This window comes from Planotetraspora phitsanulokensis (assembly GCF_016863295.1).
Lineage (GTDB): Bacteria > Actinomycetota > Actinomycetes > Streptosporangiales > Streptosporangiaceae > Planotetraspora > Planotetraspora phitsanulokensis.
The window spans coordinates 78,464-94,155 of the sequence record NZ_BOOP01000018.1; the positions used below are offsets into that span (position 1 = coordinate 78,464).

The 15,692-nt window shown below is 69.8% G+C and carries 15 protein-coding genes; 7 read left to right on the forward strand and 8 right to left on the reverse strand.

Annotated features, from left to right (window positions below):
* Positions 1 to 41: 41 nt before the first annotated feature.
* Complete coding sequence (locus tag Pph01_RS19085; protein ID WP_204074470.1) at positions 42 to 827, forward strand: hypothetical protein; 786 nt, start codon at positions 42 to 44, stop codon at positions 825 to 827.
* A 26-nt stretch (positions 828 to 853) separates the two neighbouring features.
* On the opposite strand, the gene miaB is transcribed toward Pph01_RS19085, so the two are convergent.
* A complete protein-coding gene (gene miaB, locus Pph01_RS19090; protein ID WP_204074471.1) occupies positions 854 to 2,365 on the reverse strand; it encodes a tRNA (N6-isopentenyl adenosine(37)-C2)-methylthiotransferase MiaB in 1,512 nt (503 codons plus the stop codon).
* A gap of 302 nt (positions 2,366 to 2,667) precedes the next feature.
* On the opposite strand from miaB, the gene Pph01_RS19095 reads away from it, so the two are divergent.
* From Pph01_RS19095 to Pph01_RS19120, 6 genes are all read left to right on the forward strand, one after another.
* Positions 2,668 to 3,423: an amino acid ABC transporter ATP-binding protein gene (locus Pph01_RS19095; protein WP_204074472.1), complete on the forward strand. Its 756-nt coding sequence runs from the start codon at positions 2,668 to 2,670 to the stop codon at positions 3,421 to 3,423.
* Between the two features lie 55 nt (positions 3,424 to 3,478).
* A complete protein-coding gene (locus Pph01_RS19100) occupies positions 3,479 to 4,351 on the forward strand; it encodes a glutamate ABC transporter substrate-binding protein (protein ID WP_204074473.1) in 873 nt (290 codons plus the stop codon).
* 65 nt (positions 4,352 to 4,416) lie between these two features.
* Complete coding sequence (locus tag Pph01_RS19105) at positions 4,417 to 5,085, forward strand: amino acid ABC transporter permease (RefSeq protein WP_204074474.1); 669 nt, start codon at positions 4,417 to 4,419, stop codon at positions 5,083 to 5,085.
* A complete protein-coding gene (locus Pph01_RS19110) occupies positions 5,082 to 5,963 on the forward strand; it encodes an amino acid ABC transporter permease (RefSeq protein ID WP_204074475.1) in 882 nt (293 codons plus the stop codon). The genes Pph01_RS19105 and Pph01_RS19110 overlap by 4 nt, the downstream gene beginning before the upstream one ends.
* A 101-nt stretch (positions 5,964 to 6,064) precedes the next feature.
* Positions 6,065 to 6,841: a type 2 periplasmic-binding domain-containing protein gene (locus Pph01_RS19115; protein ID WP_204074476.1), complete on the forward strand. Its 777-nt coding sequence runs from the start codon at positions 6,065 to 6,067 to the stop codon at positions 6,839 to 6,841.
* Positions 6,842 to 6,880: 39 nt separating this feature from the next.
* Positions 6,881 to 8,794 carry a S9 family peptidase gene (locus Pph01_RS19120; RefSeq protein ID WP_204074477.1) on the forward strand — a complete coding sequence of 638 codons (1,914 nt, stop codon included), beginning with the start codon at positions 6,881 to 6,883 and terminating at the stop codon, positions 8,792 to 8,794.
* A gap of 67 nt (positions 8,795 to 8,861) precedes the next feature.
* On the opposite strand, the gene rny is transcribed toward Pph01_RS19120, so the two are convergent.
* The 7 genes from rny to Pph01_RS19155 all read right to left on the reverse strand — a co-directional run bounded on the left by rny (position 8,862) and on the right by Pph01_RS19155 (position 15,608).
* Positions 8,862 to 10,487, reverse strand: coding sequence for a ribonuclease Y (rny, locus tag Pph01_RS19125; RefSeq protein ID WP_275412847.1), 1,626 nt, complete (start codon positions 10,485 to 10,487; stop codon positions 8,862 to 8,864).
* A 288-nt stretch (positions 10,488 to 10,775) separates the two neighbouring features.
* Entirely contained in the window at positions 10,776 to 11,489 is a 714-nt protein-coding gene (recX, locus tag Pph01_RS19130) for a recombination regulator RecX (RefSeq protein ID WP_373315677.1), read from the reverse strand.
* 146 nt (positions 11,490 to 11,635) lie between these two features.
* Positions 11,636 to 12,736: a recombinase RecA gene (recA, locus tag Pph01_RS19135; protein ID WP_204074479.1), complete on the reverse strand. Its 1,101-nt coding sequence runs from the start codon at positions 12,734 to 12,736 to the stop codon at positions 11,636 to 11,638.
* A gap of 185 nt (positions 12,737 to 12,921) precedes the next feature.
* Positions 12,922 to 14,004: an ABC transporter permease gene (locus Pph01_RS19140; protein WP_204074480.1), complete on the reverse strand. Its 1,083-nt coding sequence runs from the start codon at positions 14,002 to 14,004 to the stop codon at positions 12,922 to 12,924.
* Entirely contained in the window at positions 14,001 to 14,876 is an 876-nt protein-coding gene (locus Pph01_RS19145) for an ABC transporter ATP-binding protein (protein ID WP_204074481.1), read from the reverse strand. The genes Pph01_RS19140 and Pph01_RS19145 overlap by 4 nt, the downstream gene beginning before the upstream one ends.
* On the reverse strand, positions 14,869 to 15,177 hold the full coding sequence (locus Pph01_RS19150) for a winged helix-turn-helix domain-containing protein (protein WP_204074482.1): 309 nt from the start codon (positions 15,175 to 15,177) through the stop codon (positions 14,869 to 14,871). Before Pph01_RS19150 ends, Pph01_RS19145 begins: the two co-directional genes overlap by 8 nt.
* On the reverse strand, positions 15,174 to 15,608 hold the full coding sequence (locus Pph01_RS19155) for a hypothetical protein (RefSeq protein ID WP_204074483.1): 435 nt from the start codon (positions 15,606 to 15,608) through the stop codon (positions 15,174 to 15,176). The genes Pph01_RS19150 and Pph01_RS19155 overlap by 4 nt, the downstream gene beginning before the upstream one ends.
* Positions 15,609 to 15,692 lie beyond the last annotated feature (84 nt).

Sequence of the window (15,692 nt, forward strand, 5' to 3'; positions counted from 1 at the left end):
TAACAAAACAGTCACTGGATAATTACGGAAGAATCACGACATTGTCGAACTTTTCTCCCCCGCCACGTCCCGGGCCTCCCCAACGAGCTCGTACGGCTCTCGCCCTGGCGGGTGTCACCACCATCATCGGCCTCGCCGGCCTGGGCATCGTCCTTGCCCTGTCGTCGAGCGCCGGTGTCGTCCGCGGACAGACGACGCCGGCGGCCGCCCCGGCGTCCTTCGTCGTCCCAGGGCCGGCCACACCTCCGGAGACCCCGGAAGCCCCGGACGTCCCGGAGGCGACATGGGCGCCCGGCGTGATCGCCGGGGAGGCGCCCGGCGCGCAGGACGCCGCCGAACTGCCTCCCGGCGCGGTCAACCTGGCACCGGACGACCCCGCGAGACAGCAGGGCGACCCGGCGAAGCGACGGCGGGGCTCCGGCCATCCCGGTCACGGCGAGTTCACCCCGAGCCGGACACCCGTCCCGGTGGTGCCCCCGCGCATGCCCGGCAAGAAGCCCGCCCGGCCGACTCCAGCGGCCCCGGCCGCGCCAGGCGCGGGAGCGCCCCCAGGAGCGTCCCGGGGCGTGGCTCAGGGAGTGACCCAGGCTCCGCCCGGCGCCGCGAGATCGTCGGCACCACGGCCGGTTCCCGGCGAGCCGGGGCCGCAACCCGGAGCGCCTCAACTCCGGCCAAGCTCGACCGCATCCGGACCGGCCACCGCCGCGCGTCAGCCTGAAGCACCTCAGCCCGGTCCGAGCCGTCTTCCCGACCCGTGCGCGACCTACCACGACGCCCGCCGCGACTACTGCTATCGCGTCGTCGCCCAACTGACGACCGGCGGCTAGTTCCCGATAGTTCCCGAGCGAGCGGGTCAGTGCCCGAGCGGTGACAACACGGAGCAGCCGTCCGACGCCTCGGGAGAGACTGCGGGACGCCCGATGGTGGGCATGCCCAGGCTCACCGCGTTGCCCGTCGCGGGCCGTCCCTGCCGCGCCTCCCAGGCGTCGCCCGCACGGGTACGGCGCACGCCCAGGACCTTGTCGGCCACGAGGTGGTGGGGCGCGGCGTAGGTGACCTCGACCGTCACCATGTCGCCGGGACGCGCGTCGACGGCGGCCAGGTGCACGAGGCGGCTGTCGGCGGCGCGGCCGGACAGTCGCCGGGTCGCGTCGTCCTTGCGGCCCTCGCCCTCGGCGACGAGCACCTCGAGCGTGCGGCCCATCTGCTTCTTGTTCTCCTCCCAGGAGATCTCCTCCTGGAGGGCGACGAGACGCTCGTAGCGCTCCTGGACGACCGCCTTCGGCACCTGGCCGTCCATGGTGGCCGCCGGAGTGCCGGGGCGGATGGAGTACTGGAACGTGAACGCGTTGGCGAACCGCGACTGCCGCACGATGTCGAGCGTCTGCTGGAAGTCCTCCTCGGTCTCGCCGGGGAAGCCGACGATGATGTCGGTGGAGATGGCCGCGTCCGGCATGGCGGCGCGGACCCGCTCGATGATCCCGAGGTAGCGGTCCGAGCGGTACGACCGGCGCATGGCCTTCAGCACCCGGTCGGAGCCCGACTGGAGCGGCATGTGGAGCTGGTGCATGACGTTCGGCGTCTCGGCCATGGCCGCGATCACGTCGTCGGTGAAGGCCGCCGGGTGCGGCGAGGTGAAGCGGACCCGCTCCAGGCCGTCGACGTCTCCGCACGCCCGCAGCAGCTTCCCGAACGCCAGCCGGTCGCCGAACTCGACGCCGTAGGTGTTGACGTTCTGCCCGAGCAGGGTGACCTCCAGGACGCCCTGGTCGACCAGCGTGCGGATCTCGCCGAGCACGTCGCCGGGGCGGCGGTCCTTCTCCTTGCCCCGCAGCGACGGCACGATGCAGAAGGTGCAGGTGTTGTTGCAGCCGACCGAGATCGCCACCCAGGCGGCGTAGGGCGACTCCCGCTTGGTCGGCAGCGTGGAGGGGAAGGTCTCCAGGGACTCCTTGATCTCGACCTGGGCCTCTTCGGCGATGCGGGCCCGCTCCAGCAGCACCGGAAGCGAGCCGATGTTGTGCGTGCCGAAGACCACGTCGACCCAGGGCGCCCTGCGGACGATCTCGCCCTGGTCCTTCTGCGCGAGGCATCCGCCGACGGCGATCTGCATGCCCTCGCGGGCCATCTTGATCGGCCTCAGGTGACCGAGGTTTCCGTAGAGCCTGTTGTCGGCGTTCTCACGCACGGCGCAGGTGTTGAACACGACCACGTCCGCCGTCTCGCCGTCGGGGGCGCGGACGTACCCGGCGTCCTCCAGCATCCCGGCCAGTCGCTCGGAGTCGTGCACGTTCATCTGGCAGCCGTAGGTCCGCACCTCGTACGTCCGGGTCGCGCCCTCGGGGCCCTGAGTGGTCACAGTCATCGCAGTACAAGGTTAGGCTCTCCCCCGCCCATCCCGTACGGGAGGCGAAGCCCGCCCCGCTGAACGGTTCCTGAGCGGTGGCCGCAAGTCCGATGTGGGCGGCCCGAAATCCCCGGTTCCCCGCATGGGAACGGTCCTGACAAGCGCCGCGGCACCTCGGGGGCCGCCCGTCGCCCCGCCCGGCCCCACCCCGTCAGCCGCGAGGACAACCGCCCGGATCCCCCGCAAGTGCGCTGGCTGTGATCGGATCGGTACCGAGGGATTAGTGACTTGGCGATATTTACGCCCCTACGTTGTTGACCATGACCGAGGCCGGTGGCTCTTCCCCTCTAGTCAAGCTTGAGGCAGTGAACAAACACTTCGGCACCTTGCATGTGCTGAGGGACATCGAGCTGAGCGTGGCGCGCGGCGAGGTCGTCGTCGTGATCGGCCCCTCGGGCGGCGGCAAGTCGACCTTATGCAGGGTGATCAACCGGCTTGAGACGATCGACTCGGGCGGCATCACGTTCGACGGGCAGGCGCTCCCCGCGGAGGGCAAGGCCCTCGCGAAGCTGAGGTCCGAGGTCGGCATGGTGTTCCAGTCGTTCAACCTCTTCTCCCACAAGACGATCCTCGAGAACGTCACCCTCGGCCCGATCAAGGTCCGGGGCATCGCCCGGCAGCAGGCCGAGCAGCGCGGCCTCGAACTGCTCGAGCGGGTCGGCATCGCCTCGCAGGCCGCCAAGTACCCGGCGCAGCTGTCCGGCGGTCAGCAGCAGCGCGTCGCCATCGCCCGGGCGCTCGCGATGGACCCCAAGATGATCCTCTTCGACGAGCCCACGTCGGCGCTCGACCCCGAGATGGTCCAGGAGGTCCTGGACGTCATGGTCGGCCTCGCGAGCGACGGCATGACGATGCTCGTCGTCACCCACGAGATGGGCTTCGCCCGGCGGGCCGCCGACCGGGTCGTCTTCATGGCCGACGGCCAGATCGTCGAGGAGAGCGCGCCCGAAGAGTTCTTCACCCAGCCCAAGTCAGACCGGGCCAGGGACTTCCTGTCCAAGATCCTTACGCACTGACCACATATGTGTCGGCCCTGAACGGCCAGGCGCAGGGAAGAGATGAGGGGAAGGTATGCGACTACGCCGAATCGGGGCGGTGCTCGCCGTCACGGCCATGTCCGCGAGCCTTGCGGCGTGCGGAGGTGACAAGACGTACGCCACCGTCGCCGAGAAGGTCAAGGACGGCAAGACGGTGGTCGTCGGCACCAAGTGGGACCAGCCGAACCTGGGTCTGAAGAAGGGTGCCGAGCCGGAGGGCTACGACGTCGACGTCGCCAAGTACGTCATCAAGGAGCTCGCCGGAGGCGCCGACGACGTCGACATCACCTGGAAGGAGTCGGCCTCCTCCAACCGTGAGGCGTTCCTCGCCAACGGCACGGTCGACATCATCTTCGCGAGCTACTCCATCACCGACAGCCGCAAGGAGAAGGTCACCTTCGGCGGGCCCTACGTCGTGGCGCACCAGGACGTGATGGTCCGCGGTGACGACACCGCCATCACCAAGCCCACCGACCTGGCCGGCAAGCGGATCTGCCAGGCCGCGGGCTCCAACTCCTACAAGCGGATCACCGACCCGCCGCCGGACGGCGAGCTCGACCTCGACGCCCAGCTCGTGGGCGCCGCGAACTACTCCGAGTGCGTGGCCAAGCTCACCGGCAACAACCTGGACGCGGTCACGACCGACGACCTGATCCTGGCCGGGTTCGCCACCCAGGCCGCGGAGCAGGGCGGCGGCAACTTCAAGATCCTCGGCCAGCCGTTCACCGACGAGAAGTACGGCGTGGGCCTCAAGAAGGGCGACACCGCGACCTGTGAGGCCGTCAACAAGGCCATCACCAAGATGTACTCGGACGGCACCGCGCAGCAGCTGTTCACCAAGTGGTTCGGCAAGGCTCAGGGTCTGACGGCCCCGACCAGTGCCCCCACATTCGAGCCCTGCGCCTGAGCACGTCGCCTCATGGCGGCCGGTGACCCGGTCACCGGCCGCCGCCGTACCCGTGGTGGAGCACGATGGATGATCTGATCGAATACGCGCCCGACCTGGCCGCGGGCTTCCTGGTGAACGTGAAGATCGCCCTCGTGTGCGCGGTGATCTCCCTGGTCCTCGGCACGGTCCTCGTGTCGTTCCGGGTCTCGCCGACGCCGGTCCTGCGCGCCGCCGGAACCGTCTACGTCAACGTCGTGCGGAACACGCCGCTGACGCTGGTGCTGGCCTTCTCGGCACTCGGCCTGAGCGACACCATCGGGCTCACCTTCTCCGACGAGCCCTCGACCAACGGGTTCTGGCTGGTGGTCCTGGGCCTGTCCGCCTATACCGCGACCTTCGTCGGGGAGGCGCTGCGCTCCGGCATCAACACCGTGCCGCTGGGGCAGGCCGAGGCGGCACGCGCGATCGGGCTGACCTTCCTGCAGTCGCTGCGGCTGATCATCCTGCCGCAGGCCTTCCGGGCGGTCGTCGCCCCCCTCGGCAGCGTGATGATCGCGATGATCAAGAACACCACGGTGGCCCTCGCGGCCGGTTATCTCGCGGACTCCGCGTTCGTGATGAAGGACACCTTCGACGACACCGGGGTGTCGATCCCCATCTTCATCGGGCTCGTCCTGGCCTTCATGGCCGTCACCCTCCCGGTCGGCTTCTTCACCGGCTGGCTGTCGCGTCGCCTGGCGGTGGTCCGATGAGCTCGACTGTCCTTTTCGACGCGCCCGGCCCGCGCGCGCGGCTGCGCAACAACGCGCTGACCCTGGTCGCCGTCATCGCGCTCGCCGCGGTGGCCTACTTCGTCTACGTCAAGTTCGACCAGAAGGGCCAGTGGCAGGGCAAGATCTGGAAGCCGTTCACCGAGGCCACGACCTGGACCGAGTTCATCATCCCGGGTCTGCTCGGCACGTTGGAGGCCGCCGGTCTCGGCGCCGTGTGCGCACTGGCCTTCGGTGCGGTCTTCGGCCTCGCGAGGCTCTCCGACCATCGCTGGATCAGGATTCCGGCCGGCACGGTCGTCGAGACCTTCCGCGCGATCCCGCTGCTGCTGCTGATCTTCTTCCTCGCCTATCTGGCGCCCAGTGTCCTCGGCAGCGGCGACTACACCCTCCCGGCCCTGGTGCTGGGCCTGACCCTCTACAACGGGTCGGTTCTCGCCGAGGTCGTCCGGGCCGGCGTCCTGGCCGTGCCGAGGGGGCAGTCGGAGGCGGCGTACGCCATCGGGCTCCGCAAGGGCGGGGTGATGCGGCTGGTCCTGCTCCCCCAGGCCGTGACGGCGATGATGCCGGCCATCGTGAGCCAGTTGGTCGTCCTGCTCAAGGACACCGCGCTCGGCTACATCATCGCGTACGTGGACCTGCTGAACTACGGCTTCAAGATCATCCCAGCGGTCTTCTTCGGCTCTCTCGTGCCCGCGGCCATTGTCATCGGCGTCATCTACATCGGCCTCAACATGGCGCTCAGCGCCCTGGCCACCTGGCTGGAGAAGCGCAGCAGGCGCAGCCGGAAGACCGGCGCCAAGCCGATCGCCGCACCTGGAGTCATCGGGATGGGCGCCGGAGCCGGCCTGCCCCAATGAAGCGACGCAGTGATCGGGTGGGACGGACCGCACCTCTCCATTAGAGGAACTTGCCGTGTCGCTGGTTGGCGCCTGCCGTACGGGACCTCGATATTGAGCAGGTGTGGCGTGGCGTCAGCCTGGTGAACTGCCTGGTGGCCGTGTTTCTCGCAGGGTTTCTCACCGGGAGTCTCACCGGATGCGGGATCGGCGGCGGCCCCCTGGTCATCGGCGTGCGCCAGGGAGAGCCGGGACTGGTGACCCGGCTCCCGGACGGAAGGTACTCCGGCTTCGACATCGCCGTCGCGACCTACGTCGCCCGTGAGCTCGGATATCGCGACGACCAGATCAGCTACACCTACGATCCCGCCCAGGCCGACATCGTGATCGGCCCACAGGGTCCCGGCCCCACGGCGGGTCCGTATCTCGTGACGAGCACCGACATCCTCGTCCGCGCCGGCGACCTGTCGATCAACGGTGCCGGGGACCTCTCCCGCAAGCGGGTGTGCGCCACCCGGGCGTCGGCCAAGCCGCTCGTCGCCCGTTTCGGCACGAAATGGCGGGACGTCTTCCTCGCCCAGGCCAACGTCCCGGCGGCCTGCGCGCCTCTGCTCGCCGACGGCAGGACCGACGCCATCGTGGCCGACGCCCCCGTGCTGGCCGGTCTGGTGGCCCAGTACCCGGGCCGGTTCCGGTTCAGCGGAAGGCCGCTGACCGCCCAGCGGTACGGCATCGCCACCGGGTCAGTCGCCCTCCGCGACCAGGTCGACGACGCGTTGCGCCACATGTTCGACGACGGCACCTGGAAACAGGCGGTCATCGACTATCTCGGCGTCCTGGCCACCCGATACACCGCTCCCCCTGCCCTTGAATCTCCCTCCGCTCCCGAAAAGGGATAACCGGCCTCGCGTGGACCCGGTTTCCGGCAGGATGCGGTCATGCCCCCCGAGTCCCAGGCGCCCTTCGCTCCCTGGCAGTCACCGATCTCCACGACCGACGTCGCCCGTTCCGGTCTGGGTCTCGGCTTCCCCACGGTCCTGGGCGAGGAGGTCTGGTGGGAGGAGAGCAGGCCCGCCGAGGGCGGACGGCGCACGGTCGTGCACCGCGCCGCCGACGGAACACGCAGGGAGTTGCTCGCCGCGCCGTGGGACGCGCGCACCCGCGTGCACGAGTACGGCGGGCGTTCCTACGCCGTCGTCCCGGGCCGCGGCATCGTCTTCACCCACCATGCCGACCAGCGGCTCTATTTCCTGGAGGAGGGCGCCGAGCCCCGCGCCCTGACCCCCGAGCCCGAACTGCCGACCGGCCTGCGCTACGCCGACCTGCTGGTCCACGAGTTCCCCCACGGAACCGAGGTGTGGTGCGTCCAGGAGCGGCATCATCCGGACGCCAAGGTCAGCCGCTCGATCGTGTCCGTCGCGCTGCCACCGGCCGCTCAGCCGGACGCGGTGCCGGACGGCAGGCCCTCCGCGATCGTCGAACGGGCGAGCGGCAGCGACTTCTACGCCTCCCCCACGATCTCCCCCGACGGGGAACACGTCGCCTACATCTGCTGGAACCACCCGCGCATGCCGTGGGTCGGCACCGAGCTGCGTATCACCAGCGTCGCCGACGGCCGGTCGTGGACCATCAAGGGCGGCGTCACCGAGTCGGTACTGGCCCCGCGGTGGCGCGACGACCGCAATCTGTACCTGATCTCCGACTGGTCGGGTTGGTGGAACCTCTACCAGATCGGCATCTTCGGCACCTCGCCGCTGGCCCTGTTCCCCGCCGAGGAGGAGTTCGCGGGGCCGCTGTGGCAACTCGGCGGTCTGCCGTACCTCGTGCTGGAGGACGGACGGCTCGCCGTCGTCCACGGGCGGGGAGACCTGCGCCTGGGCGTCCTCGACCCCCACACCGGTGTCCTCACCGACGTCGACGTGCCCTACCAGGGGTGGATGCCCGCGTTCAGCGCCGACGGCACGGTCCTCGCGGGGATCGCGTACGGCCCGGACACGCCTCGTTCGGTCGTCCGGATCGACATGGTGACCGGCAGGGTCGAGGGACTGCGCCGCGACATCCCCGAACTGCCCGATGTCGCCTACCTGCCCCGCCCACGGGCCGTCGAGATCGAGGGCGGTCTCGGCCGCCGCGTCCACGGCCACCTCTACCCGCCGGCCAATCCGGGCCACACCGCGGACGGGCCCTCGCCGTACGTCGTCTTCGTGCACGGCGGGCCGACGGCGCACGCGACCACCGCGCTGAGCCTGGACAAGGCGTTCTTCACCAGCCGCGGCATCGGGGTGCTGGACGTCAACTACGGCGGCTCCACCGGGTACGGCAGGGCCTACCGTGAGCGGCTGCGCGGCCAGTGGGGCATCGCCGACGTCGAGGACACCGTCGCGGCGGCCAGGTGGCTCGCGTCCGAGGGTCTCGCCGACCCCGCGCGCATCGCCATCCGCGGTGAGAGCGCCGGAGGCTGGACGGTCATGGCGGCCTGCTGCGCCTCCGGCGTCTTCGCGGGAGGGGTCTCGGTCGCGGGCGTCAGCGCCCTCGGGCCGTTCGTGGACGCCACGCACGACTTCGAGTCCCGTTACGTGGAATGGCTGGTCGGACCGGAGTCCCTGTACGGCTCCCGCGAGCCGTTGTCCCGCGCCGACGAGGTCGCCTGCCCGATGCTGCTCATGCAGGGGCTCGCCGACCCGGTCGTGCCGCCGTCCCAGTCGCAGGCCTTCGCCGACCGCCTCACCGCCCGCGACATCCCCTGCACCTATCTCACCTTCGAAGGCGAGGCTCACGGGTTCCGCCGGCTGGAGACCAGGACCGCCGCTCTGGCCGCCGAGTTGTCGTTCTACCTGCAGATCTTCCAGTAGACCGGCTGTCGGGGGGCTTCGGGGGCTTCGGGCCGGGATTTCACGAGCTCCCGGGGGCTTCGAGGGGTCAGCGGGCGAACTCGGTCGCCCGGGACTCGCGCACCACGGTGATCCGGATCTGACCGGGATACGTCAGCTCCTCTTCGACCTGCTTGGCCACGTCCCTGGCGATGACCTGGGCCTGGATGTCGTCCACGGAGTCGGGACGGACCATCACCCTGATCTCCCTGCCGGCCTGCATGGCGAAGACCTTGTCCACGCCCTCGTAGGACTGGGCGATCTCCTCCAGGCGCTCCAGCCGCTTCACGTACGCCTCCAGCGACTCCCTCCGGGCCCCGGGGCGGCTGCCGCTGATCGCGTCGGCGGCCTGGGTGAGGACCGCCTCGACCGTGCGGACCTCCACCTCGTTGTGATGCGCCTCGATCGCGTGCACGACGTCCTCGTGCTCGCCGTACCGCCGGGCGATCTCGGCGCCGATCAGGGCGTGGCTGCCCTCGACCTCGTGGGTGAGCGCCTTGCCGATGTCGTGGAGCAGCGCGCCCCGCTTCACCAGCTCGCGGTCGAGTCCCAGCTCCGACGCCATGATCCCGGCGAGGTGCGCCGACTCGATCAGGTGCTTCAGCACGTTCTGACCGTAGGAGGTGCGGTAACGGAGCTGGCCGAGCAGGGTGACGAGCTCGGGGTGCATCTCGGTGATGCCGAGCTCCACCAGGGCGTCCTCACCGGCCCGCACGCACAGCTCCCGCACCTCCTCGCGGCTGCGCTCGTAGGCCTCCTCGATCCGCTGCGGATGGATGCGGCCGTCGAGCACGAGGCGTTCCAGCGTCAGCCGGGCGGTCTCCCGCCGCACCGGGTCGAAGCAGGACAGGAGCACGGCCTCGGGGGTGTCGTCGATGATGAGGTTGACGCCCGTCGTGGACTCGAAGGCCCTGATGTTGCGGCCCTCGCGGCCGATGATGCGGCCCTTCATCTCGTCGCCCGGCAGATGGAGCACGCTGACCACCGACTCGGCGGTCTGCTCCGTGGCGACCCGCTGGACGGCCAGGGTCACAATCTTGCAGGCGCGCTTCTCGCCCTCCTTGCGGGCCTCGCCCTCGATCTCCCTGACGATGAGCGCGGCCTCCCGCTTGGCCTGGTTCTCGATCTCCTTGACCAGCTCCGTCTTGGCCTGTTCCGCGGTGAGCCCGGCGACCCGCTCCAGGATCTGCCGGCGCTTGTCCGCGACCCGGTCGAGTTCTTCGCGACGGTCGGCGAGCTCGGTCTCCGTCTCGGCCAGTTTGCGCGCCCGATCGGCCTGCCGCCTGGCCTCCTCGTCGAGCCGCTGCTCGCGCTCGCCGAGCCGGTTCTCGCGGCGTTCGAGATCGGAGCGCAGCTCCTTGAGCTCGTTCTTGAGGAGGCGGGACTCCTCCTCGACCTCCTTGCGCGACAGCGCGGCGCCCTCGGCCAGGGACTCCGATCGTTTGAGGATCTCCCCCGCGTCCCGCTCGGCCTTCGTGCGGATCTCCTCCGCCTCCTGCCTCGCCCGCTCGAGCTCCTCGTTCATCTCGGCCTTGGCCTCGGCGAGTTGCTCGGGTGAGGGGCCTGACAGTTTGCCGGAGGCGGCGGTTCGGCGGACGACGACGAGGAGCGCGGCTATCGCCACGAGAGCCAGCAAGACCACCGCAACCGCCAGAACGATCACGATCGTGTTCATGCTCGCTCACCCCTCTCGCCTCAGGACTTCCCGGCAAGCGAAGGGTCACACGCGCAGCACAGCTCCACCCGGTGGCGTCACCAGGACAAATATCGTCACGATATCCGGACGGCCGGCAGGCCACCCGATATGACCCGAAGGCCCGTCTAACTCTCTTGTCCGTCGTTCACCGTTATGGCAAATCCGCGCTGTGCGGAGTAACTCCTCACTGCGGTCGAGATTAAGCGTCAGAGAGGTAACGGGCAAGCAAAGACGGTCTGTCAAGTCACTTTGGCCGGGCGTTCTTGGTCAACCGAATTCCCCGGGAAGGTCGTCCGTGTCCATGCCTTCCGCCTCCAAAGCCTCCCGGACCACGCGAAACGCCAGGCCCGGGGAGTAGCCCTTGCGGGCGAGCATCCCGGCCAGCCGGCGCGTGCGGGTTTTCGGATCCGCTCCGCGTGTGGCGGCCAGCTTCCGGGCCACCAGGGCGCGGGCCGTCTCGACCTCCTGATCCGGATCGAGCCGGGCGACCGCCTCCTTGACGGTCTCCTCCTCCACTCCCCGGTGACGCAGCTCCTGGGCGAGCGCCCGGCGGGCCAGTCCCCGCCCGATGTGCCGGGAGATGACCCACGCCGCGGCGAACGCCTCGTCGTCGATGAGCCCCACCTCGGAGAACCGCTCGAGCACGGCCTGCGCCGCCTCCTCGGGCACCTCCCGCTTGCGCAGCGCCTCGGCCAGCTGAGCTCTCGTCTTCGGCGCCATGGTCAGCAGGCGCAGGCAGATCGCCCTGGCCACCGCCTCGGGGTCCGCATCGGGCCCCTGGCTCGCCGCAGAGCCCTCCTGAGGGCCGTCGGGCGACCATCCCCGCCGACGTCCCTGCCTGCGGTCACGGCGGGCGCCACCGCCACGCCGTTCATCCGAGGCGCGAGCGGATCGGCGGCCGCCGGCTTCGAAGAAATCGTCACCGGCGTATCCGTCAGGCCCGCCGGCGCCACCGGACCTGACGCCCTCACCCTGCCGGATCCGCTCACGGAGGCCGTCGAGCGTCGCAGCGGTGTCACGCGGGCGGTCGTCGCCGGAGGAGCCGTCCCACGGACCTGAGTTCCAGTCCCCCGGCCTGATCTCGTCGGCCGGGCCGGGGGTTGTTTCGTCAGGCCTCATCGCGGAGCTCAGACATCACCCGGCTTGGGCGCGGCGGCGGCCTTGGCGCCCCGCCCGGTCGACGGAGCCGCCGCGGGGGCGGCGGCCGCCGCCGGCTCGCTGGGCGTGTCCAGACGCGGCCCGACCCCGAGCTTCTCCTTGATCTTCTTCTCGATCTCGTTGGCGATGTCGGGGTTGTTCTTCAGGAAGTTGCGGGCGTTCTCCTTGCCCTGCCCGAGCTGGTCGCCCTCGTAGGTGTACCAGGCGCCCGCCTTGCGGACGAACCCGTGCTCGACGCCCATGTCGATGAGACCGCCCTCGCGCGAGATGCCGAGGCCGTACAGGATGTCGAAGTCGGCCTGGCGGAAGGGCGGGGCCATCTTGTTCTTGACGACCTTGACCCGGGTCCGGTTGCCGACGGGCTCGGTGCCGTCCTTGAGCGTCTCGATCCGCCGCACGTCCAGCCGGACCGAGGCGTAGAACTTGAGCGCCTTGCCACCCGTGGTGGTCTCCGGCGATCCGAACATGACGCCGATCTTCTCGCGCAGCTGGTTGATGAAGATGGCGGTCGTCTTGGTCTGGTTGAGCGCGCCCGCGATCTTGCGGAGGGCCTGCGACATCAGGCGGGCCTGGAGGCCCACGTGGCTGTCGCCCATCTCGCCCTCGATCTCGGCCTTGGGCACCAGCGCCGCCACCGAGTCGATCACGATGATGTCGACCGCGCCCGAACGGATCAGCATGTCGGCGATCTCAAGGGCCTGCTCGCCGGTGTCGGGCTGCGAGACGAGCAGCGCGTCCACGTCCACGCCGAGCTTCTTCGCGTATTCGGGGTCGAGGGCGTGCTCTGCGTCGATGAACGCCGCGATCCCGCCGCCCTTCTGGGCGTTGGCCACCGCGTGCAGCGAGACCGTGGTCTTGCCGCTGCTCTCCGGACCGTAGACCTCCACGATCCGGCCGCGGGGGTAGCCGCCGATGCCGAGGGCGACGTCGAGGGCGATCGCCCCGGTCGGGACCACCTCGACCGGGGCGCGCGCGTCGTCACCGAGGCGCATGACGGAGCCCTTGCCGAACTGCCGCTCGATTTGCGCGAGGGCGGTCTCAAGGGCCTTCTCGCGGTCGTTGATTGCCATTGGTGCCCCCTGGAAGGGTCGTCGTCTGCTCGGTCACCGGAAAGCTACGGGGTGCCGCCGACATTTTCCCGGGCTTTCGTGTCACGCCTCGGGATGAGGTCTCCGGTCGCCGCACCCCGGCGGCGGTTCCAAATATAGCCGAACGACTGTTCGATCACATCCGGAACGCGCCGCCGGCCACTGGTCTACCGCAGGACCTCCGCCAGTTTGACCCGCGCCCCGGTGCGGACGACGGCCCTGTTGTAGACGCGGGCGCCCGCGAACAGCACCGCGACGACCGCCACCACCATGAGCCCCGCCGACAACACGATCTCCACGATCGGCACGTCGGCCGCGGCCGTGCGGACCGGCATCACCATCGAGGAGAAGGGCGGCACCACCGACAGGATCCTGGCGAGCGTGCCCTCGGGCTCGACGGCCGCGAAGTAGGCCACCAGGTAGGTGAGGGTCATCAGCATCGTCATCGGCGTCAGCACGCTGTTGACCTCCTCCTGGCGGGACACCAGCGATCCGAAGGCCGCGGCGAGCGCCGAGAAGAAGGCGTAGCCGAGCACGAACCACACCACGGTGCTGATCACGATGCCGCCCATGCCGGGCGGGAAGTCCGCGGCGAGCCCCGTCGCCGAGGCGGCGATCAGACCGCCGCCGATGACGACCGCCAGGTTGAGCAGCCCCAGCAGCCCCAGGCCGACGATCTTCCCGCCGAGCAGCTGCCAGGGCCGTACGGCGGCGAGCAGGATCTCCACGATCCGGCTGCCCTTCTCCTCGACGACCCCCATCGCGACGTACATGGACGAGTAGATGAGCAGGAAGAACAGCACCATAACCAGCAGCGTCGCGATGCCGGTGCGCACGCTCTGGTACTGCGCCGTCGCCCCGGTCTCGACCTGCAACGGAGTGATCACCAGGCCGGAGGCCTTGATCTTCCCCTCGCGGTGCGCGCTCTCGAGGAGCAGCCCGAGGCGCTGGTCGAGCTCCCCCTCGCTGACGACCTTCTGGTCGTCGATGAGGGCCGCGTCGGCCTTCCCGCCGGAGACGGCCTTGCGGGCCGCGGCCTCGTCGGGATACTTCGTGTACGTGACGTCCTGGGCGGCCACGGGGACCGCGCCGACGACCGCCACCTCGTAGGCGTCCTTCCCGCCCAGGAGCTTCGGCACGAAGGCCAGGGCGACCACGAGCAGCGCGCTGAGCCCGAGGCTGATGAGGAAGCCCCTCGTCCGGATGCGCGTGCGGATCTCGCGATCCGCGACCAGCCACAGCCCGTTCATGCGACGGCCTCCCTGAAGATCTCGGCGAGTGTGGGCCGCTGCCGGCCGAAGTGCTCGACCTCCCCGGCCCGCATGGCCGAGCGGAGGATCTCCTGATCGTCGCCGCTCTCCACGAGCAGCACCTGCCGGTCGCCGTCGGTGGTGACCTCGCCGAGGCCGTCCGCCCACCCCGGGGACGCGCCGCGTACGACGAGCTTGAGAAGCGTGCGCCCCTCGGTGTCCCGCAGCTCGTCGACCGCGCCGGAGGCGACCATGCGGCCGCCCGCGATGATGCCGACGGAGTCGCAGAGCCGCTCGACGAGCTCGAGCTGGTGACTGGAGAAGACCACCGGCACCCCCGAGGAGCAGCGGTCCTTGAGCACCTCGGCCAGCGCGTCGACCGCGATCGGGTCCAGGCCGGAGAACGGCTCGTCGAGCACCAGGACCGCGGGACTGTGGACCAGCGCCACCGCGAGCTGGACCCGCTGCTGGTTGCCCAGCGACAACACCTCCACCGCGTCGTCGCGCCGCGCGGCAAGGCCCAGCCGTTCGAGCAGTTCGCCCGCGGCGTCGCGGGCGGCGGCCCGGCCCAGGCCGTGGAGCCTGCCGAAGTACTCGACCTGCTCGGCGACCTTCATCTTCTGATACAGGCCGCGCTCCTCCGGCATGTAGCCGAACCGGCGGCGGGCGTCGTACGTCAGGGGCGTCCCGTCGAGGCGCACCTCGCCCGAGTCGGCGTCGAGCACGCCCATGACGATCCGCATCGTGGTCGTCTTCCCAGCGCCGTTCGCCCCGACGAAGCCGAACATCTCGCCCGGCCGCACGGCGAAGCCGACACCGTCGAGGGCGACCTTGTCGCCGAAGCGTTTGCGCAGATCCTGGACCTCAAGCATGGGGGATTCCTTCGGTGATCCGTCGGAGCACATCGGTGTAGGCGTTGAACGCCGCTCGCCCGCGCTCGGTCAGCGACAGCCACGTGCGGGCCCGCTTCCCGACGAACGTCTTCTCGACGCGGACGTATCCGGCCTCTTCGAGGGTGAGGATGTGTTTGGACAGCAGGGAGTCGCTGACCTCGATCGTGTCGCGCAGGAACCGGAAGTCGGCCTTCTCCGACACGGCCAGAGCCGCCATGATCGACAGCCTGACCGGGGCGTGGATGACCTCGTCCAACTCGTGGCGAGGATGAGTGGTCATCGCACTTCCCGGATCCGCCAGGCGGCGTACACCAGGGAGGACCCGGCGAGCACGGAGAGCGCGACGAGCGCGGCGATCCAGCCGAGACCGCGGTCGTCGGGGAGGACGAGCGCGACGAAGGCGAACACCACGACGGTGGCCAGGACGTACATCGCGCTCACCCGGCTGTTGATCCGCATCGTGTAGCTGTCGCGCACGCGCATCCGCGACCAGTAGACGCAGGACGCGATCGTCAGCACGATCCAGCCCGCACCCGCCAGACCCGCGACCAGACCGCGGCCGAGGGACACCGCGGGCCAGTAGACCATGGTGCACAGCCCCAGGATCAGGAACAGGCGGGCCACTCCGCGCGCGGATCGCCGCACCTCCTGGTCCACCCGGTCGATCTCTTCAAGCGCCTGGCCGGGCGACAGCCCTTCCTCTGCGTTCATGGGCTTCCTCCCCACTCAACCCATCAACAAGGTAACAAGTACTCAACCGCCATTCAAGTGATAGCGCGCGAGGAAAGAAGGGTT